The sequence below is a fragment of the Micromonospora sp. M71_S20 genome (assembly GCF_003664255.1).
Taxonomy (GTDB): Bacteria; Actinomycetota; Actinomycetes; order Mycobacteriales; family Micromonosporaceae; genus Micromonospora.
Genome location: NZ_RCCV01000001.1, coordinates 1,966,192 through 1,992,130, shown reverse-complemented (window position 1 = coordinate 1,992,130; position 25,939 = coordinate 1,966,192). Strand labels below are relative to the sequence as shown.

The window sequence follows — 25,939 nt, the reverse complement described above, 5'->3', positions numbered from 1 at the left end:
TATGCAGATTCGCTCCTTACCGGTTAGGGTTGGCTAACCGGCTGTCGAACTCTGGGGAGGGTATGTGCTGGTTCTGGTGGCGGTCCACGCACTCGCAGCCGTGATCGCCCCGGGACTGATACGTATCTGGGGGCGACGGGCCCTCTACCTGGTGGCCCTGGCCCCGGCCGCGACCCTGGTCTGGGCGCTGACCCGGACCGGGACGGTCCGCTCCGGCACCCCGGTCGTCGAGACGGTCACCTGGGTCCCACAGCTCGGCCTGGAGATCGCCCTGCGGATGGGCACCCTGGCCTGGCTGATGGTGGTGCTCGTCGGCGGGGTCGGGGCGTTGGTGCTCGCCTACAGCGCCCGCTACTTCCGCTCCGACGACCCGGGCCTGGGCCGCTTCGCGGCCGTCTTCGTCGCCTTCGCCGGGGCGATGCTCGGCCTGGTGGTCTCCGACGACCTGCTGCTGCTGTACGTGTTCTGGGAGCTGACGACCGTCCTCTCCTACCTGCTGATCGGCAGCGACCCCACCAGACGAGCCAGCCGGCGGGCCGCCATGCAGGCGCTGCTGGTTACCACCCTGGGCGGCCTGGCGATGCTCGCCGGGTTCGTCATGCTCGGGCAGCACGCCGGCACCTACCGCTGGTCCGAGATCGCCACGGACCTGCCCGGCGGCGGCTACCTGGCCGTGGCCCTGGTGCTGATCCTGCTCGGCGCGCTGAGCAAGTCGGCGATCTTCCCCTTCAGCTTCTGGCTGCCCGGCGCGATGGCCGCGCCCACCCCGGTCAGCGCCTACCTGCACGCCGCCGCGATGGTCAAAGCCGGTGTGTTCCTCGTCGCGCTGATGGGGCCGGCCGTGGTCGGGGTCACGCCGTGGCGGCCGGTGCTGCTGGCCGGCGGGCTGATCACCATGTTCCTCGGCGGCTGGGCGGCACTGCGGCAGGCCGACCTGAAGCTGCTGCTGGCCTACGGCACGGTCAGTCAGCTCGGCCTGCTGATGGTGGTCCTCGGCGCCGGCACCCGCGACACCGCGCTGGCCGGCGCGGCGATGGTGCTGGCCCACGCGCTGTTCAAGTCCACCCTGTTCCTCGTCGTCGGGGTCGTCGACCACGTTGCCGGCACCCGTGACCTGCGCGAACTCAGCGGCCTCGGGCGGCGGGCGCCGGCGCTCGCGGCGGTGGCCGGCCTCGCGGCGGCCTCCATGGCCGGCCTCCCGCCGCTGGCCGGATTCGTCGCCAAGGAGGCGGCGGTCGAGGCGTTCCTGCACGGCGGCACCGCCGACCTTTTGGTGCTCGCCGGCGTGGTGCTCGGCTCGGCGCTGACCGTGGCGTACACGCTGCGCTTCGTCTGGGGCGCGTTCGCCACCAAAGGCGACGTGCCCGCCACCCAGGCCCGGCCGGTCCGGTGGCCCTTCCTCGCGCCGGCCGTCGTGCTCGCCGCCGCAGGCCTGGCGGCGGGGCTCTTCGCGCCCGCCGTCGACAAGGTCCTCGCCCCGTACGCGGACCTGTACCCGAGCGCCGAGCCCGGCTACCACCTCGCGCTGTGGCACGGGCCGACCCTGGCGCTGGGCCTGTCGGCGCTGGCGGTCGCCGGCGGTGTGGGGCTGTTCCTCCTGCGGCACCGGGGGCGGCTGGGCGCGGCGGCCCGACTGCCCTTCGACGGGGCCGCGGTCTACGACCGGCTCATCGGCGGGGTGGACCGGCTCGCGGTGGAGCTGACCGGCGCCACCCAGCGCGGATCCCTCCCATTCTACCTCGGCGTCATCCTGCTGGTGTTGATCGCCTTGCCGGGTGGGGCGCTGCTGGCCGGGATGCCCTGGCCGCAGCGGTTCCAGCTGTGGGACACCCCGTTGCAGGCCGTCGCCGCCGCGGTGGTGATCGTGGCCGCCGTGGCCGCCGCCCGCGCCCGGCGCCGACTGACCGCGATGATCCTCGTCGGCGTCGCCGGCTACGGCACCGCGCTGCTGTTCATCCTGCACGGCGCCCCGGACCTGGCCCTGACCCAGTTTCTGGTGGAGACCGTCACGATCGTCATGTTCGTGCTGGTCCTGCGCCACCTCCCCGCCAAGTTCTCCGAGCGGCCCATCCGGTCCAGCCGGCGCGGTCGCATCGCGCTCGGCGTCGCCGTGGGTGTGGTCACCGCCGGCATGGCGTACGTCGCGGCCGGAGCGCGGATCGCCACCCCGATCTCCGTCGACTTCCCCGACGAGGCCGTCTCCTACGGCGGCGGCAAGAACATCGTCAACGTGACCCTGGTCGACATCCGGGCCTGGGACACCATGGGCGAGATCGCCGTCCTGGTGGTGGCCGCCACCGGCGTGGCCAGCCTCATCTTCCGCCACTCCCGGGATCTCGGCCTGCGCAGGGGCATCCCCGGCGTCGGCCGCACCGAGTCGGCGCGGCCCCGCTGGCTCACCACCGGCGCCACCACCCGCCAGCAGTCGGTAATCCTCCAGGTCGTCACCCGGCTGCTGTTCCACGCCATCGTGCTCTTCTCGATCTACCTGCTCTTCTCCGGGCACAACGCCCCCGGCGGCGGCTTCGCCGCCGGACTGGTGGCCGGGCTCGCGCTGGCCGTGCGCTACCTGGCGGGCGGGCGCACCGAGCTCAACGGGGCCGCCCCCGTCGACGCCGGCGCGGTGCTCGGCGCCGGGCTGTTCGTCGCGGTCGGCACGGGCGTCGCCGCGATGCTGCTGGGCGGGGAGTTCCTCCAGAGCGCCCTGCTGGACCTGCACCTGCCGGTCCTCGGCCACGTCCACTTCGTCACGTCGGTCTTCTTCGACGTCGGCGTCTACCTCATCGTGGTCGGCCTGGTCCTGGACATCCTGCGCAGCCTGGGCGCGGAGATGGACCGCCAGCAGGAGACCGACCAACGCGAGACCGAACAGGCCGACGACCGGACGAAGGAGCTGGTGTGAACCCGAACCTGACCTACGTCCTCGTGGTCGGTGTCCTCTTCGCCGCCGGGGTGACGCTGCTGCTGGAACGCAGTCTCACCCGGGTGCTGATGGGCGTCATCCTGCTCGGCAACGGCGCCAACCTCCTGCTGCTCACCGGCGGCAAGGCCGGCGGGCCGCCGATCGTCGGCACCACCGCAGAGGGGGACATGAGCGACCCGCTGCCCCAGGCCATGGTGCTGACGGCGATCGTCATCACCCTCGGCATGACCGCGTTCCTGCTCGCCCTGGCGTACCGCAGCTGGCACCTCAACGGGCACGACGAGGTGCAGGACGACGTCGAGGACCGCCGCATCATGGAGCTGGCCGACCGGGACGAGGGGCCGGGCACCGCCGACACCGACGCCGGAGACGGTGACGGTGACGTCGCCCTGGTCACCGTGCCCGCCGACGACGCCACGGCGAGCCCTGCCGGGGACGCGGGGAGGGGCCGATGACCTGGCTCGTACCCCTGCCGGTGGTGATGCCGCTGCTCGGCGCGGCCCTGACGCTGCTGCTCGTCGGCCGGCCCCGCGCCCAGCGCTGGGTCAGCCTCACGGTCCTCGCCGCCACCGTCGCCGTGGCGGCCACGCTGCTGGTCCGCTCCTCCGTCGACGGGCCGCTGGTCGTCGAGGTCGGCGGCTGGGTGGCGCCGCTGGGCATCGTCCTGGTCGCCGACCAGCTCGCCGCGCTCATGCTCGTCGTCTCCGCCGCCGTCACCCTCTGCGTGCTGGTCTACTCGATCGGGCAGGGCACGGCCGACGGCAACGAGGAGACGCCGCTGTCGGTCTACCACCCGACCTACCTCGTGCTGACCGCCGGCGTGTGCAACGCCTTCCTCTCCGGCGACCTGTTCAACCTCTACGTCGGCTTCGAGATCCTGCTGGTGGCCAGCTACGTGCTGCTGACCCTGGGCAGCACGGAGACCCGGATCCGGGCCGGCACCACGTACGTCGTGGTCAGCCTGCTCTCGTCGCTGATCTTCCTGGTCGCGATCGGCCTGGTCTACGCGGCGACCGGCACGCTCAACCTGGCCCAGCTCGTCGACCGGCTCGACGCGCTGCCGGACGACCTGCGGCTGGTGTTGCAGGGGATGCTGCTGCTCGCCTTCGGCATCAAGGCGGCCGTGTTCCCGCTGTCGGCCTGGCTTCCGGACAGCTACCCGACCGCCCCGGCCCCGGTCACCGCGGTCTTCGCCGGCCTGCTCACCAAGGTCGGCGTGTACGCGATCATCCGCACCGAGACGCTGCTCTTTCCCGGCGGGCGCACCGCCGACCTGCTGCTGGTGGTGGCGGCGCTGACGATGGTGGTGGGCATCCTCGGCGCGGTCGCCCAGTCCGACGTCAAACGGCTGCTGTCGTTCACCCTCATCAGCCACATCGGTTACATGCTCTTCGGCGTCGGCCTGAGCACCTCCCTCGGGCTCTCCGCGGCGATCTTCTACGTGGTGCACCACATCACCATCCAGACGACCCTGTTCCTCGCCGCCGGCCTCGTCGAACGCCGTGGCGGGAGCACCGCCCTGGACCGCCTCGGCGGGCTGGCCCGACTCTCGCCGCTGCTGGCCGTGCTGTTCTTCGTACCCGCGCTCAACCTCGCCGGCATCCCACCGTTCTCCGGTTTCCTCGGCAAGCTCGGCCTCGTCCAGGCCGGCGTGGACGACGGCGGCGCGCTGGCGTGGACGCTCGTCGCCGGCGGGCTGCTCACCAGCCTGCTCACCCTCTACGCCATCGCCCGCGTGTGGAACCTCGCCTTCTGGCGCGCCCCGCACCCGGACATGCCGGACGCCGGCGACGCCGTCCGGGCCGCCCGCACCGACGGCGCCGAGCAGCCGCGCCGGGCACCCGACCCCGAGGGGTCGGGCGTCGTGCTGCCCCGGCTGATGATCGGGTCGACCGCCGCCCTGGTGGTGCTCGGCCTGGCGCTGACCGCGGTGGCCGGGCCGCTGTTCGACATCAGCACCGACGCCGCCGACGACCTGCTGCGCCGGACCCCGTACGTCGAGGCCGTGTTCCCGGACGGTGCCCCGTGACCAGTGACCGGACGAATCCGACGGGCCCCACCGGGCCGGCGAACCCGCCGCTGACGCGCAGGGCCCGCCGGCGCAACCGGATCGTCGCCGTGACCGGGCTGACCAGCGTCTGGGTCCTGCTGTGGGGCACCCTCTCCTGGGCCAACCTGATCAGCGGGCTGGTGCTCTCCGTCGTGCTGCTGGCGGTGTTCCCGCTGCCGCCGGTGACCTTCGCCGGGCGGATCCGCCCTGTGCCGCTCGCGCGGTTCTGGGTGCGGTTCCTGCGGGACCTCGTGGTCGCCTCCGCCCAGATCGCCTGGCTGGCGATGCGGATCGGGCATCCCCCGCTCAGCGCGATCATCGCCGTGCCGCTGCGGGTCAACACCGACCTCAACCTCACGCTGACCGCCGAGGCGCTGTCCCTGGTGCCCGGCAGCCTCATCATCGAGGCCGACCGGACGACCGGCACCCTCTACGTGCACGTCATCGGCGTCCGCAGCCGCGAGGAGGTGGAGCGGTTCCGGCAGGGCGTGCTCGACCTCGAAGCGCGGATCGTCGCCGCCATCGGCTCGCCCGACGAACTGCGCCGCGTGACGCAACCCCACGCCGCCGGCCCCTCGGAGCCGGCCCACCCGGAAGGGGTACCCAGTTGACCGTCGTCGCCGTGACCGTCGCCGCGCTGCTCGCCGTGGCCGTCGGACTGACCCTCGTCCGCATCATCCGCGGACCGTCCATCCTCGACCGCGCCGTCGCCACCGACGTCCTGCTCGCCGTCGTCGTCGCCGCCATCGCCACCGAGGCCGCCTACAGCCGCGACGCGACCGCACTGCCCGTGCTGGTCGTCCTCGCCATCCTCGGGTTCGTCGGCTCGGTCAGCGTCGCCCGGTTCGCCGCCCGGAGGAACGACAAGTGACGCTCGACGCCGTCCTCGACGTCACCGCCGGCGTCTGCCTGATCGCCGGCGCGCTGCTCTGCGTCGCCGCCGGGGCGGCGCTGCTGCGCTTCCCCGACCTGCTCGCCCGGATGCACGCGGCGGCCAAGCCCCAGGTGCTCGGCCTGCTGCTCGTCCTGCTCGGCTGCGCGCTGCGCCTGCGTACGGGGGTGGACATCACCACCCTCGTGCTCGTCGGCGCCTTCCAGCTCGCCACCGCGCCCGTCGCGGCGCACATGGTGGGCCGGGCCGGCTACCCGCACGACGAGATCCGCCGCGACCTGCTGATCACCGACGAACTCGCGCCCCACCTGGACCGCATCAGCTCCGGCCGCTCCTGACCGGAGGACCGCGGCAGCTCTCCGGGGGCGCGGTCGGCCGGGACGACTCGCGGGGACGGATCGAGGCCCATTCCGGGCCGGGCCCGTCACGATCGGGGTCCGACCGGACATGGGATGGACGTGACCTCCGCGACCGAGCACGAGGACCATTTCCGACGCGTCTACGCCGACGGCATCGAGCCGCTGCTCTGCTCATCGACCAGCCGGGCTGGAAGGTGACCACCGTCTACGGGTTCACCGAGCAGCAGGGCACCATCGCGTTCAGCAACGGCGGGCGCCAGTTGGAGGTGAACTGGTACCCGGCCGAACAGTACGAGGGCTTCCACGCCGACCGGCGCAACGTCAGCCCTCCGAAGGCGGTGCGGGTCGACGGCTGGCAGGGTGACCTGTTCCGCTACAGCTCCGACGACTTCGCGGTCATGCTCCGCCCCCGCGACGGTGTCTCGTCGAACTCCGTACCGGCGGGGGCTGGAGCCGGGACGACTTCGACGGGGTCCTCGCCGACATCGTCCGCGTCGACGTACGCACCTGGCTGGCCGCGCTTCCGGCGGAGATCGTCACGCCCGGGCGGGTGGCCGAGCAGGCGGCCAGGTGCTCGCCGACGTGCCGCTTCCGCCGAACTTCGACCCCACGGCGCCGGGTGACGTCGGCACCAACGACTCCTACCAGTTCGGCGCCCAGGTGACCTCCCGGGCCGGCTGCGCATGGATCGCCGAATGGCTACGCGCGAAGCGGGTCGGCGACGACGCCGCACTCCAGCGGGCCGGCGACGCCCTGCGCAGCAGCCACAACTGGCGGGTGCTGCACCAGATGAACGACGAGGGCGACTGGCCGGAGGTGTTCTGGGAGATCGCCGACAAGGTCGCCGCCGGAAACCCGCCGCCCGCGTACGCCCAGGGCTGGGCTGCGCCTGAGCGCCTCGACCGTCCCGACGCCGGCACTCGCGCAGCGTGAGTGCCGGCGCGGCCCCACTTCCAGGTCGGGCGTCGAGCGGTGCTCCATCGGTGGCGTCATGTATTCGCCGAACCGGGGGCGGGCGCCGCATCAGCAGCGGCGGAAGCCACCGGCTCAGCGCCGACCTACGTCACGGCGCGGGACATGGACAAGCTGGAAGCCGTCCTCGAGGTACGCCGCTCGACCCCGGTCTCTAGGAAGCCTGGCGGACGGGCATGTCGGCCCGCCAGACGTCGGCCAGGTCGCTGAGGGGGACGTCGAGGGCGTGGCTGAGGCCGACCACGGTGCCGAACGCCGGTGCGGGAAGGCGGCCCGCCTCGATCTTGCGCAGCGTCTCGGGGGAGATGCCGGCTGCCAGGGCCACCTCGACGAGGCTGCGGCCGGCCCGCGCGGCCCGGAGGGCAGCTCCGAGGCGCTGGCCCGCTGCGATCTGTTCGGCGGTGAGTGGTTGGCGCACCATGCCAGCAGGATACCCCCGGAGCGTCCCGACCTGGCGTGGTATAAAAATACCGCACAGGGAGAGGGAGGCTGTCGTGATCGAACTCAAGTCCGCCGAGGAGATCGACCGGATGGCGGTGGCCGGCCAGTTCGTCGGCGAGCTGCTCGCCGAGTTGGGTGGTGTCGCCGCGGTCGGCGTCAACCTGATGGACCTCGAACACCACGCCCGCCGCCGGATCAAGGAGCGCGGTGCCGAATCCTGCTACTGGGACTACGCCCCTTCGTTCGGCCGCGGCCCGTTCCGCAACGTGCTGTGCCTGTCGGTCAACGACGCGGTGCTGCACGGCCTGCCGCACGACTATGTCCTGCGCGACGGTGACCTGCTCAGCATCGACATGGCGGTCGGCATCGACGGCTGGGTCGCCGACTCCGCGCTCTCCGTCGTCGTCGGCACCCCCGACCCGGCAGACCTGAAGCTGATCGAGGCCACCGAGGTCGCACTGGAGGCCGCCATCACCGCCGCCCAGCCCGGCGGCCGCCTCGGCGACATCTCCGCCGCGATCGGCGAGGTCGCCCGCTCCTACGGCTACGGCGTCAACGCCGAGTTCGGTGGCCACGGCATCGGCCGCACCATGCACGAGGCCCCGCACGTGTCCAACGACGGCCGTCCCCGCCGCGGCCTGAAACTCGACCCCGGCCTCACCATCGCCATCGAGCCCTGGTTCTGCCGCTCCACAGACAAAATCAAGTTCGACGAGGACGGCTGGACGATCCGCTCCGCCGACGGCTCCCGTACCGCCCACTCCGAACACACGGTCGCCATCACGGCGTCCGGCCCCCGGGTCCTGACCCGCCGCCCCACTCAGGGCGCCACCTCGGCCGACCCCGCCAGGAAGCCCGCCGCAACCTCCTGACCCACCGCCCGCCTCGGGGCGTAACCCGGGGGCGGCCATGGGCGTGCCGGAGGAACTCGCCTCAAGGGTTCCGAGACCGACGGAGCGGGGCTGCCGCAGTCGCGTCCCGCCCGATGCCGATACGGAAGATCGCACCGTGCCGAAGAAGACCGTCGTGGACAAGGCTCTGTGTTACGTGGTGCGGGAGGGACGGTTGCTCGTCTTCCGGCACACCGACTACAGCCACGAGGAGGTGGGCATCCAGGTTCCGGGCGGCAGCGTCCGCCCGGGCGAGGACCCGGCGGACGCGGCGCTGCGCGAGGCCCGCGAGGAGACCGGGCTGACAGGCTTCACCGTCGTGCGCGAGCTGGGGGAGGTCGAGTACGACATCAGCCCGCTCCGATTCGAGGTCCAGCGTCGTCACGTCTTCGAGCTGGCGGTCAACGGGGCCCCGCCCGAGCGGTGGGCGGGCCGGGAAGACCATGACGGCGAGCGGGAGCCCACCCGCTTCGAGTGCTTCTGGATACCGTTGGAGGCCGCGCACGTCCTGCAATCGGGCCAGGGCGCCCTCGTGGGCCGGTTGTTCGACTGACCAGGAATATCAACAGCGGCAACCAGGGGGACCGATGCGGGAGGACGAGCTGCGAGACCTGGTCCAGCGCAGCCCGTGGCTGATGCGGGCGCTGTGCGTCGTTCGGGACTCCGGCCTGCCGGACGCCTGGATCGGCGCGGGCGCCATCCGCGACCTGGTCTGGGGCGAGCGGTACGGCGACGGGTTCGACCCGACATTGGTGCGAGACGTCGATGTCGTCTTCCTCGACCCGGCGGACCTGAGCCGCGACAACGACGACCGGGCCACCCGGCGGCTGGTGGCGGCCTGGCCGGATCTGCCATGGGAGGCGAAGAACCAGGCCGCCGTGCACACCTGGTATCCCGCGAAGTTCGGCGGTGACCCGGTGGCTCCGTTGCGCACCATCGCCGACGCGGTCGCCACCTGGCCCGAGTACGCCACGGCCGTGGCCGTACGCCTCGACGCGCACGACCGGCTCGCGGTGTGCGCGCCGCACGGCCTCGACGACCTGCTCGACGGGGTGTGGCGGCGCAACCCGGCCAGGGTCAGCGCGGAGATCTCCCGGAAGCGACTCGCCCGCCACCGCCCCACCGAACGCTGGCCCGGCGTCCGCGTCGTGACCTGAGCCGGCGCTCGAAGCTCGCAGAGGGCTGTTCAGCATGACAAAGACGCAGGCGTGGACGCGTCAGCTCCGAAACGGCGAGTAGACGTGCGTACGCCGGCTGCCGGGCTCGAGGACGCGGCACTTCACCTGCAGCAGGGTGCCGTCTGCCGCACGGACGTCCCAGCTCTTCTCCGACTGCGGCGCAAGGCGGCCTCGGTAGGCTCTTGCAACGACGGACTCGGGCCAGGTCGCCAGCAGGGGCGTTGCGCGACCTGACCCCACTCCTCGAACGCTTCCTCAGACCGCCCGAACTTCGGCGAGCCGCCTGACTGCGTACTCGTCGTCCCAGCAGACGGCGGCTTCCCACGCGGCCGACGCTTGCCCCGCGATGTCGAGCGCGCCGTCGTCGAGGCCGGCGGCGTTGTCGGGCAGCACGAGGTCGAGGTCGGGGACGTCGACGTGCGCCTCGTCCCAGTCGATCAGCGCGACCTGACTCGCGGTCATGCGGACGTTGCCAGGGTTGTTGGGGTTGCCGTGGACGACGCATGTCTGACGCCCGGTGAGCCGCGCCCACGCTGCTCGGCACCGAGCAACGCCCTCAGGGGGCATCGCGCCGAGGTCGATCTTCGTCCCGGTCTCGGCGTTCAGGAGGTCGGTCGACGATCGCCAGCCCGGGCGCTGCGGCCAGCCCTGCGTCAGCCGGTGCAACTCGCGGAGCGTGGCGGCCACGCGACGCCAATCGGCCTGCGTCTCCGGCGGTCCGCCATCCAGGTAGGTCATCACCACCAGACCGTCGACGAACAGCCGGCCGTCCGTAGTCGGAATCGGGACCGGCACGGTCAGACCTTCACGGTCGAGGTGTTGCAGGAGCTCTGTCTCCCACGCAAGATCAGCGTCGCTCCTGGTGCCGAGACGACCGACCGCGAGGTGCCCGTTGACGCGTACGCTCCACACGTCGTTGGCGACTCCGCCAGCGAGCGGTTCGATGCGAGCGACGCCTTCACCCCATTGCCCGAGTGCATCCCACCCCACCGGCGATACCTTACGGGGTTCCCAACATCACTGTTCCCGGCACGAGCAGTCGGCTGACCTGTCGATCTCGCAGGTGCGGCCCTGACGCTCGCTCGCGGCATGAGAGGACGTCGCACTCCTCGTCGAGGAGCTTCTCTCGAAGAATGTCTGCCTGCTCGCAATGCTGGTGAGTTGGCGCTGCCGGGCGTCAGCCGTAGTTGCGGCCGGCCAGTTCGATGAGGGCGAGCAGCGTGTCGCGGCAGTCCTCGGCGTTCATCATCACGGCGACTGCTGTGCCCGACACCGGCCAGGCGAACGAGAAGCACCTGTAGCCGGTGTTCTGCCCGGTATGCCCAAAGCGCCCGTCGCCAAGTTCGGTGCCGAGACCAAACCCGCCGGGTACCTGCGGGGTCAGCATCTGCGCGGCCAGATCCTGCGGCAGTAGCGCGGATTCGCCGGCGACGGCACGGCAGATCTCCAGCTCCAGCCGCACCAGGTCCGCCGGGGTACTCCACAGCCCAGCGCCGGCCATCTCCGGCTGCGTATGCCAGCCGCCGTGCACGGGGGTGCCGCCGCAGTGGCCGCGGGCCGCACGGTCCCGGTGCCTGTTCGGGAAGTGCTGATCGTAGCTGCTGTCCGCCATGCCCACCGGTTCCAGCACGAGCGTCGCCATCAGCTTGTCGAACGGCGTCGAAGTCACGTCGGTCAGGAGCTGCTCGAGAACGGCGTAATGGCTGCCTGAATAACGGAATTCAGTGCCCGGCGGCAGTTCGCGCCGGACCCTTGGCGTGTTGGCCGGGGGCTCACCCCGCAGAATTTGCTGCAGTGATGGCACGGGCTGCCCCGCGGCGTACCCGGGGAACCAGTTCTCGGTCAGGCCAGCAGTGTGGGCCAAAAGCTGGCGTACGGTCACCGTGCCGGTGCCCGGCAGCTGCCAGGCGGACAGGTAGGCGTTGACGTCGGTGTCGAGGTCGAGGGTCGCGTCGGCGACCAGCCGCAGCGTGCCGAACGCGGCGACGTGCTTGCTGATCGAGCACGCCGGGAACAGCAGGTCGTGACCGTCAGTCCAGACGTCACCGTCGAGCCCGCCGACCGCGACCCCGATGCCGGAAATGCGGTCGGTACCCGGAACCAGATCCTGCCACTCCTCTTCGAATCCCATGACTCCCGAGTATGCCGTGGCCAGACCACACTGATGAGTTTCAGCAGCCGGGCCACACGTGGCCGCAACCGCCCCGGGAGTGCGACGAACTCTCTGAAAGAGTGGTACCGCTGGCTGCGCCCCGTCCTTTCTGCCGCAAAGCGCGGGACGGTGGCGCCGCCGACCAACAATGGAATGGCCTGCACCGCTTCGCGGCAGAAGAGGCTGCCAAGGTAGAGGTCCTGGTCGGCAGTCGCTAACTGTCGAACCACACAAGCAGCCGTACGTTGTCGCCGCCATGCCGCTCGGCGAGATCACGCATGGTGTCCAGCAGTGCCCGCAACTGCGGATCGACGCGCAACACGTCACCGCGGGAGAGGCGCTCCACCCGCCACAACCGATCGCCGGCACGCCATTCGGTTCCCTCCGGGTAGGCGCTGCCTCTGGGATCGGCACGCTCGCCGGCCACCGCGCGCCAGGCATGCCCATGATGGCTGGCCTTGCCGACGAGACACGGCCCGTCGCTTGTCGACCTGTACTCGTGAATCCGGTCGTCAACGCGGAGCGCTCGTACGCTCCAATCGATGTGGGCCAGCTCCGTCCATGACACCCAAGTGTGACCGTGTTCGCTGTCCGCGCACTGGAGGCAAAGCAACTCCGGGCTGGCGTCTTCCGGTAGGCCGCGGCCGGGAGCAACGGGTTCGAACCCGGCGAAGTTCCGTACACCAAACAGCAGTCCGAAGGCATCATAGTGGCGAGGTAGGGCGTCCAGGTTGACATCGGCCAGTAGCCACGGCGAACCACGACCCTGCGGGCGGACTTCTACCCCACCAGCGATATCAGTGCCCATTTTCAGCTCGCCTTCACCCACGATGGCCCGAACGATGCCAGCGCGGAGACCTCCCACAGCTCGGGCGGCGACGAGATTACGTGAGCCCTGACGAACGCGCTCAACTCGGCATGTGCGGACGTCTGGGGGACCGTCATGGTCAGAATCGCGGCGGTCCGAGCGACCCCGGGGTGAGCGCTCCGTGGTTCTCCGGTGGCGGCGCCGACGGTAGGAGCGCGGGTGGCCGCGGCCACCCGCCGGTCGCAAATCGGGGTTCGTGTGCTCCGGGTGTGGTCCTGGGCTGGGAGAACGGCGGTCCGAGTGACGTGGGTGAACCTGGGCCACTCCCTGCCACCCCAGGTGGACGCCCAGGTCGCTAGACTAGGCGCTCGCGCCCTCGTAGCTCAGGGGATAGAGCATCGGTTTCCTAAGACGACGCTCTATCTGTACCTATTGGCTGATGACCTGCGGGTTCTTATTCTGTTTTCACATTAGTGGGTCGCACGCGCCTGTTGCTGTGCTCGCTTGCCGAAGATCAGCAGAACAGGTGTAAGTCCTGCTCAGGCACTGCCTCGGTCGGTTCGACGCGTCCTTGCCGAAATCTCGCGAAGTTGCCGCGCCGCGTCGGTCTACGGTGCCACAAGTGCTTGGGCCAGCAGCGTGGCGAGTTTGGCTACGCGTGCCGGGTGGTGATGACCGACCCAGGCAACTCGTCCGATGAGGTATTGGGCGAAGTTGGGGTGGCCGGTCCGGTTCTGCGTGGCGAGGCCGGTGCGGGCGGCGTTGTGGAGGATGGCACGGAGTTGGTCGTACTCGTCGCGTGGTGTCTAACCCGACGCTCCGTTTGTGTTCACAGGCTGATGACCTGCGGCTCTTCCTTGTCTGCCCGAGTATGCCAGTCGTACCGGGGCGTTGCTGCGGTCGTTTGCTGAAGATCAGCCAGGTGCGTTGATCAGTTCCAGGCTGACCGCTCCGCTGCGCTCGACGGCTTCGGTTCGCCCGTCGCGAGCAGCAACGATCCGGCTTGTGGGAGCGGGCGCCGGGTCATGAGGGAACCATGGCGCGGTCGGTGGTGTGTTGGGTGGCGTCGCGGACCTCGCCGACGAGTTTCTCGACGATGTCTTCGAGCGCGGCCAGGCCGAGGAGCTGGCCGGTCGAGTCGACGATGATGGCGAGGTGGGCGCCGCGGTGTTGCATGACGGTGAGCGCATCGCGCAGCGGCCTTGTGGCGTCGAGGGTGGCGAGCGGGCGGATCAGCCCCGGGTCTAGAGGCTCGTCGTGTTGCTCGGCCGGTAGTTCGAGGATGTCCTTGACGTGGACGTACCCGGTGAGCCCGCCCTGCGGGTCGGTGAGCGGGAAACGGGAGTAGCCGGTTGCCGCGCACTGCCGTTCCAGCTCGGAGACAGTGGTGTCCCGGGGCAGTGTGATGAGGGAGGCCAGCGGGAGCGCGACGGTGGCGGCGGTCTGGTCGTTGAAGGCCAGCGCACCGGTGAGCAGGTCGTGTTCCTGCTGGTCGATCAGCCCTTCCTTCCGGGACTGGGCGATGAAGCCGGCGATCTCCTCGTTGGTGAAGCTGGAGGCCACCTCGTCCTTCGGTGTGACCCGCAGCAGCCGCAGGACGGCGTTGGCGATCTGGTTGAGCAGCCAGATCAGCGGACGCAGGACGGTCACGATGCCGTAGAGCACCGGCCCGAGCACCAGGGCGGAGTGTTCGGGGCCGGCGAGGGCGATGTTCTTGGGCACCATCTCACCGAGCACCATGTGCAGGAAAACCACGATCGCCAGGGCGATGGTGAACGCGATGGGATGCAGCAGCGCCTCGGGTACGCCGGCGGCGGCGAAGGGCTTCTCCAGCAGGTGGGCCACGGCGGGTTCACCGATCGCGCCGAGGCCGAGGGAGCAGACGGTGATGCCGAGTTGCGCGCCGGCCATCATCAGGGAGACGTTCTCCATCGCGCGCAGGGTGATCCGGGCGACGGACGAGCCGGCCGCGGCGCGCGGTTCGATCTGCGTACGGCGGGCGGAGATCAGGGCGAACTCCGCCCCGACGAAGAAGGCGTTGCCGGCCAGCAGCACCACGGCCAGCAGGATCGCGGTGAGGTCGCTCATGACCGGGCTTCCTCGCTTAGGTGGTTGTCGGTACGGCGCAGAGTGAGCCGGTCGACGCGGCGGCCGTCGAGCCGCGTGACGGCGAGTTGGGCGTGGGTCGGGGTCGGCAGACCGTCCGGGTCGGATTGGTTCCGGTCGGCGACGGGCACGGTGATGGTGTCGCCGACCTGCGGGAATCGCCCGAGGCCCTCGGTCACGAGGCCGCCGAGGGTGTCGGTGTCCCGCGCTTCCGGCAGGTCGAGGCCGATCAGCCGGGACGCCTCGTCGGGTCGCAGCAGGCCGGACAGGGTCCACGTGCCGTCGGCGGCGCGGTGGTGGCGGCGGTGGGGGGCGTCCTGCTCGTCGGCGATCTCACCGACGATCTCCTCGACGAGATCCTCCAGCGTGACGATCCCGGCGGTGCCGTCGTACTCGTCGACGACGACCGCCATCTGTAGTCCCTGCCCGCGCAGGACAGCCAGCAGCGGGTCCAGCGGCATGGTCTCCGGCACCTCCGGCAGACCGGACATGATCGTCCGGATCCGCTGCGTGGACCGCTGTGCGGCGGGCACGGCCAGGGCGTGCTTGAAGTGCACCGCGCCGACGACGTCGTCCACGCCCGAGCCGGTGACCGGGAATCGGGCGTGCCCGGTGCCGGCGGCGAGGGCCAGGACCTCCACCGCGGGCGCGTCGGCGGAGACGAACCGCACGCGGGTACGAGGGGTCATCACGTCGGCCGCGGTGCGCTCGCCGAAGTCGATCGAACGCGCGACGAGTTCCGCGGTCCGGGCGTCGAGGGTGCCCTCCCGGCCGGACCGGCTGACCAGCGAGGCGAGTTCCTGCGGGGACCGCGCCGAGGCCAGTTCCTCGGTCGGTTCGATGCCCATCAGGCGCAGGATCCGGTTTGCGGTGCCGTTGAGGAAACGGATCAGCGGGCCGGCGGCGGTGGTGAAGCCGCGCTGCGCCCCGGCGACGGCGCGGCCGACGCGCAGCGGTTCGGAGATCGCCCAGTTCTTCGGTACGAGTTCACCGAAGACCATCTGGAAGCCCGTCGCCAGTGCCAGCGCCAGCGTCAACGACGCCGCGGTCACCGCGGAGTCGGACAGGCCGGTGAGCCCGAGCGGGCCGCGCAGCAGGGTGGCCAGGGACGGCTCGGCCAGGAACCCGACGACCAGACTGGTGACGGTGATGCCCAGTTGCGCCCCGGACAACTGCGTGGACAGGGTCCGCAACCCCGCCAGTAGTCCGGCGGCGCGGCGGTCGCCGTCCTGCGCCCGGCGCTCGACCGTCGCCCGGTCGACCGTGACGAAGGCGAACTCCGCAGCCACGAACAGCGCGTTCGCCGCGATCAGCAGGACCGCGACGGCCAGCAGCAGCCACTCGGTCACAGGCACGCCGCCTCTCGGGCCTCGGGCTGGTCGGTACTGGGAGGCTCACCGTCGCGGGACATGCCGGCCAGGTTAGGCAGACATCCTGAAACCTTGCTGTGTGCTCACCGCCACGCCGGGCCGGGGAGCCTGCCAGCCGGTGGCGCTGTCGGCATGGACCGGCAGCCACCAGCGATCGGTGGATCTACTTGCCATGGAGGCAGTTGGCGACTTCGCCCTCTGACGAGGGCTGCGGCGGCGAGGTGTCGGGCACGCAGGCCTGGGCTACGCGGGGGGTAGGGCGAGGATGACGGTCATAGCGGCATAGCTGGCCACGATTAGTGCGCCTTCGAATCCGAGGCGGCCCCATCCGCAGGCCTGGCGGACGAGCAGACCACCGACAAGGACGGCGGTCATGAAGAGGGCGTTGGTCGTGACGAGGAGTTCCTCGGTCCCGGCAGCGTGGTAGATCGAGCCGTCACGGTAGGCGATGTCACCTACGACGAGGTTGAGCGCGTCGAGGCTGTTGCCCCCGAGGACGGCAGCGATGGCAAGCGTCGGGGCGCCGCGACGGACGGCGGCGATGGCGGTGACGGTTTCGGGCAGGGCGTTAACGGTGCCCATCAGGATCGCGCCGATGAAGCCGGTGCTGAGCCCGGTGATGGCGACGAGGCTCTCGGCGGCGAGGGCGATGGCCCAGCCGCCGACGGCCACGAGCAGGCCGACAGCGGTGAACCGGGTCCACAGCCAGGCGGAGCTGCGCTGGTCGAGTTTTCCGTGGGCGTGCGGGACGTCGGGGAGCGTCTCCGTGGTGGCAACGGCCTGCCACAACGGGCTGGCTCCGGCTTTGCGGATGAGGTGCAAGCCCCCGATGTAGCAGCCGATCATGACGAAGGAAGCGGGGTGCAGCCCGGCGAGAGCCGCGTCCGGGGTGAAGGTGCCGAGCAGTGCGATGGCAAGCAGGGCGATGAGCAGGGTCCCGAAGAGCACGTTCGACAGGGACGCGGCAGCGTGTTCGAGGTTCACCCGGCGATGGAAGGCGTCCGCGACCACGACTGCGGTCGTCTGGGCGGCGATGCCGCCGACGGCATTGCTGTAGCCGAGTTGTGGCTGGTCGGTGGCAGCGGTGACGGCGGTCATCACGATGCCGGACAGAGAGGTGGCCAGGCCGAAGAAGACGGCGCCGAAGAACGCCTCACCCCAGCCCGTACGGTCGGCGAGGGTGTCGCCGAGGGTGACCAGCCGGATGGTCCCAAGCACGGTGAGCGCACCCGCGATCAGGAACACGGCGACGCTCCATCCCAACGGCCAGGGCAGAGCGGTGAGAACCTCCGGCACCGGCGGCGGGTTCCCCGTTTTGCAGCGGAGATACCCCGATCTCGGTGTCCCGGTGCGGCTACCGTTGATGCTCCGGAGGGTCCGGTCGAGGAGGCGTCGAACAGGCCGTGGGCGGCCATGGCGTGCAGGTCACGCTGGTGTTCGTGTTGGTGTTGGTGAACGCGGTGTTCGCGGGCAGCGAGATGGCGTTGGTGTCGTTGCGGGAGAGCCAGCTGCAGCGCCTGGAGCGGACCTCCCGGGCCGGGCGGGTGCTGGCAAAGTTGGCACGGGACCCGAACCGTTTCCTGGCGACGATCCAGATCGGCATCACCCTGGCCGGTTCCTGGCGTCGGCCGCGGCGGCGGTGTCCCTGGCCCAGCCGCTCGTGGGCCCCTTGGGCTTCCTCGGTGGCGCGGCGGAGCCGGTGTCCATCGTCGTCGTCACCATCATCCTGACTTTCGTCACCCTGGTGCTGGGTGAGCTGACGCCGAAGCGGATCGCGATGCAGCGCGCCGAGGGTTGGGCGCTGCTGGTCGCCCGCCCTCTGGACGCGTTGTCGGCGTTCTCCCGGCCGGCGGTGTGGCTGCTGAGCAAGGCCAGCGACGCGGTCGTACGCCTGAGCGGTGGTGACCCCCGCGCCCGGCGAGAAGAGGTCACCACTGAGGAGTTGCGAGACATGGTGGCCGCGCAGCGCAACCTCACGCCGGAACACCGGATGATCATTTCGGGGGCGTTCGAGGTGGCCGAACGGATCCTTCGGGAGATCCTCGTCCCGCGCCGCCTGGTGGTCACCCTGTCCGCGTCGTTGACCGCGCCGCAGGCGCTGCGCGAGCTGGGCAGGTCGGGGCAGACCCGCGCCCCGGTCGTGGGCCGCGGCGGCTTGGACGACACCGTCGGCGTGGTGCACATGCGCGACCTGCTCGACCGGGAAGGCCCGGTCGCCGAGCATGCCAGCCCTGCGCTGTACCTGCCGGAGACGTTGAAGGTGACCGAGGCGATCCGGGAGATGCGCTCACAGCGGCAGCAGTTCGCCCTCGTCGTGGACGAGCGGGGCTCCATCGACGGCATCGTGACGATGGAGGACCTGGTCGAGGAGATCGTCGGGGAGATCTACGACGAGACCGACCGGGACGTGCAGGCCGTCGTGCGGGAGGCGGACGGGGCACTGCTGATGCCGGGAGGCTTTCCGCTGCACGACCTGACCGACGTCGGCATCGACATCGACGAGGACGTCCTCGACGTCGGCGACTACACGACCGTGGCCGGCCTTGTCCTGGCCCACCTCGGCCACATCCCGAAGACGCCGGGCGAGGTGATCGAGCTGCCGGGTCTGTCCGCCGAGGTGGCGGAGGTGACGGGCCGGGCCATTACCCGGGTACGCCTGCGCACCACGCCGGTGCGTGGCGACGGCCTGAGGCCGGCGAGGCGAGGCAAGCCTCTGACGGGGCCGCCGGCGACTGACATGCGCGTGATGTGAGGTGGCGGCCGCTCTTCACGAAGGCCAGGCCCGGCACCTACACGGCGCTACCCGAGAGTAGCGGTGTGGATGCATTCAGCTACTTCTCAGGTGGCGTTGTTAGTTTCCCGGCGCAGTGGTTTCCATTATGGACGTCGTTGAACTCGTTGCGGCACAAGGGTTCCGGGTGGAAGTTCCATCAGGTACGGCTGTCGCGCGTTCGGTGAGTCGTCGAGGGAGAGGTTTCTGGTGTTCAAGAAGATGCTGGGCGCGTTCGGGGTCGGCGGCCCCAGCGTCGATACCGTTCTGTCCAATCCGAGCACCCGCCCGGGGCTGATGCTGGGCGGGCAGGTGAACCTCACCGGCGGAAGCCACGACGTGGAGATCGACCACATCACCGTCGGGCTGGTCACCCGGGTGGAGATCGACGGCGCGGAGGAGGAGTACGACGCGCTCGTCGAGTTCCACCGCGTTCAGGTCGCCGGTGGCCTGCACCTGCGCGAGGGCCAGCACCTGTCGCTGCCGTTGCAGGTGGCGATGCCGTGGGAGACCCCGGTGACCGACCTGTACGGGCAGCACCTGCACGGCATGACGATGGGCTTGCGTACCGAGGTGGCCATCCGCGGCGCCGTCGACAAGGGTGACCTCGACCCGGTGTACGTGCATCCGCTGCCCGTTCAGGAGCGCATCCTGGAGGCGTTCGGCCGCCTCGGCTTCCAGTTCAAGGGCGCCGACCTGGAGCGTGGGCACATTTCGGGGCTGCACCAGAGCCTGCCGTTCTACCAGGAGGTCGAGTACTACGCCGCCCCGCAGTACGCCCACAGCGTCAACGAGGTCGAGCTGACCTTCGTCGCCAACGAGCACGGCGTCGACGTGGTGCTGGAGTTCGACAAGCGCGGCGGCCTGTTCACCGGCGGCCACGACTCCTACGGTCGCTACCAGGCCGCGCACGCCGACGCCGACCGCGTCGACTGGGCCGCGCAGGTCGACGGCTGGGTCCGCCAGGCCCTCGACGGCTACCAGAGCATGCACTCCGGCCACGGCTACGCCCCGCCCGCCCAGGGCTACGGCGCCCCCGGCTACCCGCCACCTGGTTACGGGCAGCCCGCCTATGGCACCCCGGGATACGGGCATGCCGCCGGATACGGCCACCCTGGCGAGCACTACAAGGAAGAGCACCACCACGAACGGCGCAGCGGCCCCGGCATGGGTGCCGTCGCCGCTGGCGTGGTCGGCGGCGCAGCTCTCGGGTTCGCTGGCGGCATGGTCGCCGATGAGTTCTTCGGCGACGACGAAGAGGGCGGCGACGAAGAGGCCTGAACCCTCTCAGGATCCATAGTGGATCCTCCGCTCACGTCATGATCTAATTCCGTAGGTTCGACCCTATTCGGCCGGATTGCCTGGCCGGAGTTTCGAAGGAGTGTGCATGCCCGTCACCGCCGACCTCACCAAGCTGGTCGACAAGGCCTACCAGGACAAGACCCTCACCGAGATCGTCGACGCCCCGGTGTCCGCCCTCGCCGGGGTCAGCGACGGCGACGCGAAGCTGCTCAAGGACGCCTTCGGCATCATCACCGTCGGCGACCTCGGCCGTAACCCGTACTTCCACACCGCCAACGCCCTGGTCGCCCTCACCGGCACGAAGTAGCACCTCCGCGATTGCCCGGTGGCCCAGCAAACCAGGGCCACCGGGCAATCGTCCGTTTCACCCGATCCTCGCCGTCGCGCCGGACGGCTAGGCGGCGGTAGTTTCGGCAGTTGCGGGAAGGGGCAGAAATCAGAGCCGACGACAAACCCCCTAACTTGTCTACTGGAGTCAGATGCGCGGGTCTGCAGCCCGTAGCGTCAGGGCGCCGGTCGGCACTGGCTCGCAAACCCCTTGCCGCCCTCGGGCTGGCTCATCAAGAGCGTGCCGCCGCTGGCCGGCGCCCGGCCGTGGCGTGGCTCAACAGAGGCGTGCTCAAGGATTCCCCAAGTCAGGCTGCCCGCCACGGCGATCCTCGTCTTCTGGCGGAAGGAACCCGGCTCTCCGTGATCACGATCGGTATCGACCCGCACAAGTCCTCCTTAACCGCTGTCGCCCTCGACGAGACCGGTCACCTGCTGGCGACAAGGCGGATCACCATCAACGCCGCCGCATACAAGACGTTGACTGACTGGGCCGCCCGCTGGCCGCAACGCCGCTTCGCTGTCGAAGGCGCCGCTGGGCTAGGGCGAGGTATCGCGCAGCTGCTGGCCGCCGCCGGCGAGCACGTCGTTGACGTCCCGGCCACCCTGGCCGCTCGAGCGCGGCTGCTGGACACCGGCGGCAGCCGCAAGACCGACGCGGCGGACGCCGCCAGCGTCGCTCACGCCGCCATGCGGCACCAGCGGTTGCGTAAAGTTGTCGCCGAGGACCATCACACCCGGCTGCGGTTGCTCTCCGAGCGCCGCGACGACCTGGCCCGCGAACGCGTCCGGCTGCTCAACCGGCTTCATGTGCTGCTGCGCAACACCCGGCCGCTCACCGCCGCCGACAGTTGCCGCCGCGACCTGGCTCGTGAACTGATCGCGGACCTACGCCACTTGGACCGGCGCTTGCACACCAACCAGGCCCAGGTCCGGCAGGTCCTGAGCGAGACGCACTCCACCATCACCGAAATCCGCGGCGTCGGGCACATTATCGCCGGGAAGATCCTCGGCCACGTCGGTGATGTCACCCGCTTCCCGACGGCCGATCACTTCGCCAGCTACGCCGGCACCTCGCCACTCGAGGCCTCCAGCGGCGAACGCCGCCGCCACCGGCTCAACCCCACCGGCAACCGGCAACTCAACACCGCCCTGCACACGATCGCGCTCGTTCAAGCCCGCGACGAAGGCCCTGGCCGCGTCTACTACCAGCGCAAACTCAGCGAAGGAAAAACGCCCGCCGAAGCCCGACTGTGCCGGGTCCACCCCGACGCCGTCGCAGTCTCCGCGCGCACCGGTGCCGGCATCGACGACCTTCGCGTCGAGCTGGCACGGCGGCTGCGTCAACGCTGACCCGAGCCGTCCGGTTTCGGGCCGGCCTGCCGGGGCACATCAGCCGCACTGTCTTCATGGAGGTAACGATGGTCAACGGTTCCCGCTCCGGCGGCACGACGACGGGTAAGCACCCGGTCCGCACCGCCGCCCAGGCCGTCGGTGCGGTCTTCGTGCTGGTTGGCGTGCTCGGTTTCATCCCCGGCATCACCAGCAACTACGACACCATGCAGTTCGCCGGCCACGAGTCCGAGGCCAAGTTGCTCGGGCTCTTCCAGGTGTCGATCCTGCACAATCTGGTCCACCTCGCCTTCGGCGTCGCCGGCCTCGCGCTGGCCCGCACCGTCTCCGGTGCCCGGACCTACCTGGTCGCCGGCGGTGCCGTCTACCTCGCGCTCTGGCTCTACGGGCTGGTGATCGACCACGAGAGCGGGGCCAACTTCGTCCCGGTCAACAACGCCGACAACTGGCTGCACCTGTTCCTCGGCCTCGGGATGATCGCCCTCGGGCTCGCCCTGACCCGCGGACGCACCGACCGTCGTTGACTCGTGGGTTCGCGATTTCACCGCTGGTGGGACCGCTCGTCGGCGATCTCCCGGGATACCCGGGTCAGCCGGAGGGCGGTGACCAGGCCGACGCCGCCGACTATGTTGCCCAGCACGGACCAACCAAGCGCCCCGAGCCAGTCGAGGTAGCCGAAGGGCGCCCGGCCGGTGGTCAGCGCGGCGAACATCATGATCGAGTCGAGGACGCTGTGGAAGAGTTGCCCGCCGGCGAGCAGCGCGCCGAACAGCAGCGCCGGCACCAGGCGTACGCCGAGGCTCTCGGTGGCGTGCTGCATCCGGGTCATCAGGGTGATCACCATGCCGGCGAGCACGGCGAGGGTGAAGGAGCGCAGGTTGACGCCGAGGGTGGCGTAGTGGGTGCCGGTCCCGATCGCGGTGTCGTGCAGGCCGGGGAAGGCGTGGGTGATGAGCCAGGCCACCAGCCAGCCGCCGAGCAGGTTGCCGGCCAGGGTAACGCTCCACAGCCGCAGCAGCGAGCGGAAGGTGTTGCGTCCGGCGGCCACCGCGGTCACCGGTACCAGGAAGTTCTCGGTGAACAGTTCGCTGCGGGCCAGCAGCAGTGCCACGAAGCCGATGCCGAAGGCGATCCCGGCGAGCAGCGGCTGACCGGTGGCCTGCTCGACCAGCAGGTAGGCCAGCGCGCCGGTGCCGACATCGATGCCACCGAGGATCCCGGTGACGACGAGGGGGACCCACGGGCGGGCCAGCCGGACGGCACCCTCCTCGACGACGCGGTCGAACGCCTGCGCTACTTGCGGCTCGGAACCGATTCCCCGATCTCCCCCCGCTACTTACTGCCCCCACGTACGGCAGTTGGTCGCCGGCCGCCGCTTCTCGACGTACGCCGCCTCACTGGTTGCCGTGGTTGCCGTCCCAGTGGCCACCCGCCACCTCGGCGTCGGTCCGGATGGCGACGCGGTTGCCGTCCAGGTCGTTCTCGGTGACGCGGCAGTTGACGCAGCTGCCCTGATTGGTGATCCATATCCCGTGGGTCTGGGTGCCCGAGCCGCTGTCGCGGATCAGGTTGCCCCGGGGATGCCGGTGGTGCCCTTCGCCGAAACCTGGAAGCCCGCCTCCAGGTTCCCGGTCATGGTGCAGTCGGTGACGACGAGCCCGCCGGCACCTGAGTCGGAAATGCCGATGCCGCAACGGTGCCCCGGCCACCGGGTACGGCCGCACCCCGGACGCAGTCGACGTCAACCCACCTGACACCGGACCCCACCCTCCGACGGTGGCCGCCCGACCGAGGCACAGTCCTGCGCCCACCCCACGATCGCGGCGGCCACGTTGCCCCGACGGTACGTCGCTCACGTCCTCGGCGAGGGCGGACGGGTGAGAAAACAGCCACCCGGGCAGTCCGCGCGCCGCTACTGGGTGGGCCGTCGGGGTGTCAGGAGGACACGTCGTCGGCCTCGGGGTCCTCGGTTGCCTTGAGTAGTCGTTCGCCGAGCGCGGTCTCGAGGCTTTCGAAGACCAGATAGACGACAGCCGCCAGGAACGGCGCCACCGCCCAGACAGCAGGGTGGGCGATCCACGTCGCGGCCAGCCAGGCGCAGCCGAGACCGCCGACGACGGAGAGAAGGTTCATGCTCGTGCCCACTGCTTGAACGTGGGTGTGGTGTTGCGGCATCGGCTTGCGGAAACCGCGGGAGAGAAGCCCTTCGAGCAGGGTGAACGACAGCACCGCGCCGATGGCGAAGAGGAAGATGTGAAAGACGCCGGGCGAGCCTTCCATCGCGTTCAACAACCCGAAGTTGACGGTGACCAGGATGGAGAAGCCAAAGGTCGTGCTCTCCCCCTGCCGACGGTGCTTCTCAACCCGCGCTTGACGGGGCCGTCGGTGGGACCACCCGCTTCGCTCCCGGACAAGACGCGCCCCTTCGGACGACACAGCGGGTGGACCTGCCCGCCCTCGGATTCGACAACCACCATCGCACGCGACAACGCGGCATCGCATCGGCACGGTTTAGGTCGGTGGTGCCTTGGGGGACTTCGACGGGGACACCGAGTGTGCGACTGCGGGCGACACAGCGACGACAGGTGCCTCTGCAGCGTGGTCGGGGCGGGTTTCGTGGCGGGCACAGCGGGCACTGCCTGTCCATGACCGACCGGCGCGGACCATATCTGGACGACACCCTCGGGTTGATGGTCGACGGCTACGCCTGGCTGCCGGCACTGCTGCGGCGGGTGGGCGGGTCCGCCGCGCAGACCCGGGTGATGGGCCAGCGGGCGCTCGTGCTGCGCGGGCCCGACGCGGTGCGGTTCTTCTACGACGAGCGGCACGTGCGTCGGCACACAGCCGTCCCGGAACCGGTCCAGGGCACCTTGTTCGGCCACCGGGCCGTGCACACACTCGACGGCGCGGACCACCGCCACCGCAAGGCGATGTTCCGGTCCCTGCTCACCGATCCGCGGCGTGTCGCCGCGTTGGTCGACGAGGCGGCCGCGGCCTGGGACGACGCGATTACGACGCACGGCGACCGACGACAGATGGTGCTCTTCGACGAAGCGAGCCGCGTGATCACCAAGGGCGTCTGCGGCTGGGCCGGGGTCGGCCTGGACGACGCCGGGGTGGCGCCCGTGGCCCGCGACCTGACCGCCATGGTCGAAGGCTTCGCCACCCTCGGCCGGCGACACTGGCGGGCACGGCGCGCCCGCGGGCGGCGGGAGGACTGGTTGGCCGCACTCGTCGAGCAGGTCCGCGTGGGTGCCGTCACCGCACCCGCCGGGTCCGTGCTCGACGCGGTCGCCGGATACCGACACCGCGACGGGCAGCTCATGGACGCCAAGCTCGCCGCGGTGGAACTGCTCAACATCATCCGCCCCACTGTCGCGGTGTCCTGGTTCGTGGCGTTCACGGCGCACGCGCTGCACCGCTGGCCCGAACACCGCGACCGCCTGCGCTCAGGCGACACCGGCTACGCGACCGCGTTCGCCCACGAGGTCCGCCGCTTCTACCCGTTCGCGCCGTTCGTCGGTGCCCGGGCGGTCACCGACCTGACCTGGCAGAGTCAGCACGTCCCTGCCGGGTCCCTCGTTCTGCTCGACATCTACGGCCAGAACCACGACCCGGCACTGTGGCCGGACCCGTACCGCTTCGACCCACAACGCTTCGTCGGGCGTCCCCCCGACCCGTACGAACTCATCCCGCAGGGTGGGGCCGACCCGAGCACCGGGCACCGCTGCCCGGGCGAGGACGTCACCGTGGCCCTGCTGGCGGCCTTCGCCGGCTGGTTGGCCCGCCTGGACTACACCGTGCCTGAGCAGGACCTCACCATCTCCCTACGCCGCATCCCCACGCTTCCCCGCAGCCGGATCGTCCTGGCCGACGTGCGTGAGCCCAGCGTCTCCTCGACTTTTAACTAGCGCGCCGCGAACCTGCGGGTGTGAGGCCGGATCGTGGGGGTAGGACAGGTCAACGGGTCAAGACATGCGCCCTCCAGAGCCTTCCTCCGCCGCCTCGTGCGGCACGGGCGGGCCCGCCGGTGGACAGCGAAGGCG

At 70.5% G+C, this 25,939-nt stretch carries 24 protein-coding genes and 1 pseudogene; 16 read left to right on the top strand and 9 right to left on the bottom strand.

What is annotated here, in order from left to right; genetic code table 11:
* The first annotated feature begins 64 nt into the window (after positions 1-64).
* From DER29_RS08910 to DER29_RS08880, 7 genes are all read left to right on the top strand, one after another.
* Complete coding sequence (locus DER29_RS08910; RefSeq protein ID WP_121396916.1) at positions 65-2,902, top strand: Na+/H+ antiporter subunit A; 2,838 nt, start codon at positions 65-67, stop codon at positions 2,900-2,902.
* Positions 2,899-3,378, top strand: a complete 480-nt coding sequence (locus DER29_RS08905) for a Na(+)/H(+) antiporter subunit C (protein ID WP_121396915.1) — start codon at positions 2,899-2,901, stop codon at positions 3,376-3,378. The genes DER29_RS08910 and DER29_RS08905 overlap by 4 nt, the downstream gene beginning before the upstream one ends.
* Positions 3,375-4,952 (top strand): Na+/H+ antiporter subunit D, encoded by a 1,578-nt coding sequence (locus DER29_RS08900; RefSeq protein WP_121396914.1) that lies wholly within the window; start codon positions 3,375-3,377, stop codon positions 4,950-4,952. The genes DER29_RS08905 and DER29_RS08900 overlap by 4 nt, the downstream gene beginning before the upstream one ends.
* Positions 4,949-5,584 (top strand): Na+/H+ antiporter subunit E, encoded by a 636-nt coding sequence (locus DER29_RS08895; RefSeq protein WP_121396913.1) that lies wholly within the window; start codon positions 4,949-4,951, stop codon positions 5,582-5,584. The genes DER29_RS08900 and DER29_RS08895 overlap by 4 nt, the downstream gene beginning before the upstream one ends.
* Positions 5,581-5,844, top strand: a complete 264-nt coding sequence (locus tag DER29_RS08890) for a monovalent cation/H+ antiporter complex subunit F (RefSeq protein WP_089002241.1) — start codon at positions 5,581-5,583, stop codon at positions 5,842-5,844. Before DER29_RS08895 ends, DER29_RS08890 begins: the two co-directional genes overlap by 4 nt.
* Positions 5,841-6,203, top strand: coding sequence for a monovalent cation/H(+) antiporter subunit G (gene mnhG, locus DER29_RS08885; protein WP_121396912.1), 363 nt, complete (start codon positions 5,841-5,843; stop codon positions 6,201-6,203). Before DER29_RS08890 ends, mnhG begins: the two co-directional genes overlap by 4 nt.
* 591 nt (positions 6,204-6,794) lie before the next feature.
* On the top strand, positions 6,795-7,157 hold the full coding sequence (locus tag DER29_RS08880; RefSeq protein WP_121396911.1) for a hypothetical protein: 363 nt from the start codon (positions 6,795-6,797) through the stop codon (positions 7,155-7,157).
* Between the two features lie 193 nt (positions 7,158-7,350).
* Here DER29_RS08880 and DER29_RS08875 read toward each other — a convergent pair whose 3' ends face one another.
* The gene (locus DER29_RS08875; protein WP_121396910.1) at positions 7,351-7,617 is read right to left on the bottom strand and encodes a helix-turn-helix domain-containing protein; all 267 of its coding nucleotides are present in this window, start codon (positions 7,615-7,617) and stop codon (positions 7,351-7,353) included.
* Positions 7,618-7,690: 73 nt separating this feature from the next.
* Between DER29_RS08875 and map the strand changes: the two genes are divergently transcribed.
* The 3 genes from map (at position 7,691) to DER29_RS08860 (ending at position 9,684) form a co-directional block, all read left to right on the top strand.
* On the top strand, positions 7,691-8,509 hold the full coding sequence (gene map, locus DER29_RS08870; RefSeq protein ID WP_121396909.1) for a type I methionyl aminopeptidase: 819 nt from the start codon (positions 7,691-7,693) through the stop codon (positions 8,507-8,509).
* Between the two features lie 154 nt (positions 8,510-8,663).
* Positions 8,664-9,080, top strand: a complete 417-nt coding sequence (locus DER29_RS08865; protein WP_233599690.1) for an NUDIX domain-containing protein — start codon at positions 8,664-8,666, stop codon at positions 9,078-9,080.
* Between the two features lie 34 nt (positions 9,081-9,114).
* Positions 9,115-9,684, top strand: coding sequence for a nucleotidyltransferase family protein (locus DER29_RS08860; RefSeq protein WP_121396907.1), 570 nt, complete (start codon positions 9,115-9,117; stop codon positions 9,682-9,684).
* A 276-nt stretch (positions 9,685-9,960) separates the two neighbouring features.
* Here the strand turns inward: DER29_RS08860 and DER29_RS08850 are convergent, their stop codons facing one another.
* From DER29_RS08850 to DER29_RS08830, 6 genes are all read right to left on the bottom strand, one after another.
* Positions 9,961-10,695, bottom strand: a complete 735-nt coding sequence (locus DER29_RS08850) for a phosphotransferase enzyme family protein (RefSeq protein WP_121396906.1) — start codon at positions 10,693-10,695, stop codon at positions 9,961-9,963.
* A 187-nt stretch (positions 10,696-10,882) separates the two neighbouring features.
* Positions 10,883-11,836 carry a serine hydrolase gene (locus DER29_RS34110; protein ID WP_158618996.1) on the bottom strand — a complete coding sequence of 318 codons (954 nt, stop codon included), beginning with the start codon at positions 11,834-11,836 and terminating at the stop codon, positions 10,883-10,885.
* 235 nt (positions 11,837-12,071) lie between these two features.
* The gene (locus DER29_RS34105) at positions 12,072-12,686 is read right to left on the bottom strand and encodes a hypothetical protein (protein WP_158618995.1); all 615 of its coding nucleotides are present in this window, start codon (positions 12,684-12,686) and stop codon (positions 12,072-12,074) included.
* Positions 12,687-13,688: 1,002 nt separating this feature from the next.
* A complete protein-coding gene (locus tag DER29_RS08840) occupies positions 13,689-14,753 on the bottom strand; it encodes a hemolysin family protein (RefSeq protein WP_121396904.1) in 1,065 nt (354 codons plus the stop codon).
* Positions 14,750-16,126 (bottom strand): hemolysin family protein, encoded by a 1,377-nt coding sequence (locus DER29_RS08835; protein ID WP_199729186.1) that lies wholly within the window; start codon positions 16,124-16,126, stop codon positions 14,750-14,752. Before DER29_RS08835 ends, DER29_RS08840 begins: the two co-directional genes overlap by 4 nt.
* A 258-nt stretch (positions 16,127-16,384) precedes the next feature.
* Positions 16,385-17,437, bottom strand: coding sequence for a sodium:calcium antiporter (locus tag DER29_RS08830; RefSeq protein ID WP_121396902.1), 1,053 nt, complete (start codon positions 17,435-17,437; stop codon positions 16,385-16,387).
* Between the two features lie 107 nt (positions 17,438-17,544).
* Between DER29_RS08830 and DER29_RS08825 the strand changes: the two are divergent.
* The 5 genes and pseudogenes from DER29_RS08825 (at position 17,545) to DER29_RS08805 (ending at position 22,417) form a co-directional block, all read left to right on the top strand.
* Positions 17,545-18,893 (top strand): annotated as a pseudogene (locus DER29_RS08825) (hemolysin family protein).
* A 225-nt stretch (positions 18,894-19,118) separates the two neighbouring features.
* The gene (locus DER29_RS08820) at positions 19,119-20,192 is read left to right on the top strand and encodes a sporulation protein (protein ID WP_121396901.1); all 1,074 of its coding nucleotides are present in this window, start codon (positions 19,119-19,121) and stop codon (positions 20,190-20,192) included.
* A 106-nt stretch (positions 20,193-20,298) separates the two neighbouring features.
* On the top strand, positions 20,299-20,520 hold the full coding sequence (locus tag DER29_RS08815) for a hypothetical protein (RefSeq protein WP_121396900.1): 222 nt from the start codon (positions 20,299-20,301) through the stop codon (positions 20,518-20,520).
* A 383-nt stretch (positions 20,521-20,903) separates the two neighbouring features.
* Complete coding sequence (locus DER29_RS08810) at positions 20,904-21,893, top strand: IS110 family transposase (RefSeq protein ID WP_158618994.1); 990 nt, start codon at positions 20,904-20,906, stop codon at positions 21,891-21,893.
* 68 nt (positions 21,894-21,961) lie between these two features.
* Entirely contained in the window at positions 21,962-22,417 is a 456-nt protein-coding gene (locus DER29_RS08805; protein ID WP_121396898.1) for a DUF4383 domain-containing protein, read from the top strand.
* A gap of 17 nt (positions 22,418-22,434) precedes the next feature.
* Here the strand turns inward: DER29_RS08805 and DER29_RS08800 are convergent, their stop codons facing one another.
* Both DER29_RS08800 and DER29_RS08790 read right to left on the bottom strand, forming a co-directional pair.
* Entirely contained in the window at positions 22,435-23,208 is a 774-nt protein-coding gene (locus tag DER29_RS08800) for a formate/nitrite transporter family protein (RefSeq protein WP_121396897.1), read from the bottom strand.
* 620 nt (positions 23,209-23,828) lie between these two features.
* Complete coding sequence (locus DER29_RS08790) at positions 23,829-24,182, bottom strand: hypothetical protein (protein ID WP_148709993.1); 354 nt, start codon at positions 24,180-24,182, stop codon at positions 23,829-23,831.
* A gap of 356 nt (positions 24,183-24,538) precedes the next feature.
* On the opposite strand from DER29_RS08790, the gene DER29_RS08785 reads away from it, so the two are divergent.
* Entirely contained in the window at positions 24,539-25,804 is a 1,266-nt protein-coding gene (locus DER29_RS08785) for a cytochrome P450 (RefSeq protein WP_121396895.1), read from the top strand.
* Positions 25,805-25,939: the final 135 nt, after the last annotated feature.

What these genes read in the sequence shown, in the direction of transcription:
- DER29_RS08900 (WP_121396914.1), top strand. Translation starts at nt 3,375, where the DNA reads ATGACCTGGCTCGTACCCCTGCCGGTGGTGATGCCGCTGCTCGGCGCG.
- DER29_RS08875 (WP_121396910.1), bottom strand. Translation starts at nt 7,617, where the DNA reads ATGGTGCGCCAACCACTCACCGCCGAACAGATCGCAGCGGGCCAGCGC.
- DER29_RS08860 (WP_121396907.1), top strand. Translation starts at nt 9,115, where the DNA reads ATGCGGGAGGACGAGCTGCGAGACCTGGTCCAGCGCAGCCCGTGGCTG.
- DER29_RS34110 (WP_158618996.1), bottom strand. Translation starts at nt 11,836, where the DNA reads ATGGGATTCGAAGAGGAGTGGCAGGATCTGGTTCCGGGTACCGACCGC.
- DER29_RS08840 (WP_121396904.1), bottom strand. Translation starts at nt 14,753, where the DNA reads ATGAGCGACCTCACCGCGATCCTGCTGGCCGTGGTGCTGCTGGCCGGC.
- DER29_RS08815 (WP_121396900.1), top strand. Translation starts at nt 20,299, where the DNA reads ATGCCCGTCACCGCCGACCTCACCAAGCTGGTCGACAAGGCCTACCAG.
- DER29_RS08805 (WP_121396898.1), top strand. Translation starts at nt 21,962, where the DNA reads ATGGTCAACGGTTCCCGCTCCGGCGGCACGACGACGGGTAAGCACCCG.
- DER29_RS08785 (WP_121396895.1), top strand. Translation starts at nt 24,539, where the DNA reads ATGACCGACCGGCGCGGACCATATCTGGACGACACCCTCGGGTTGATG.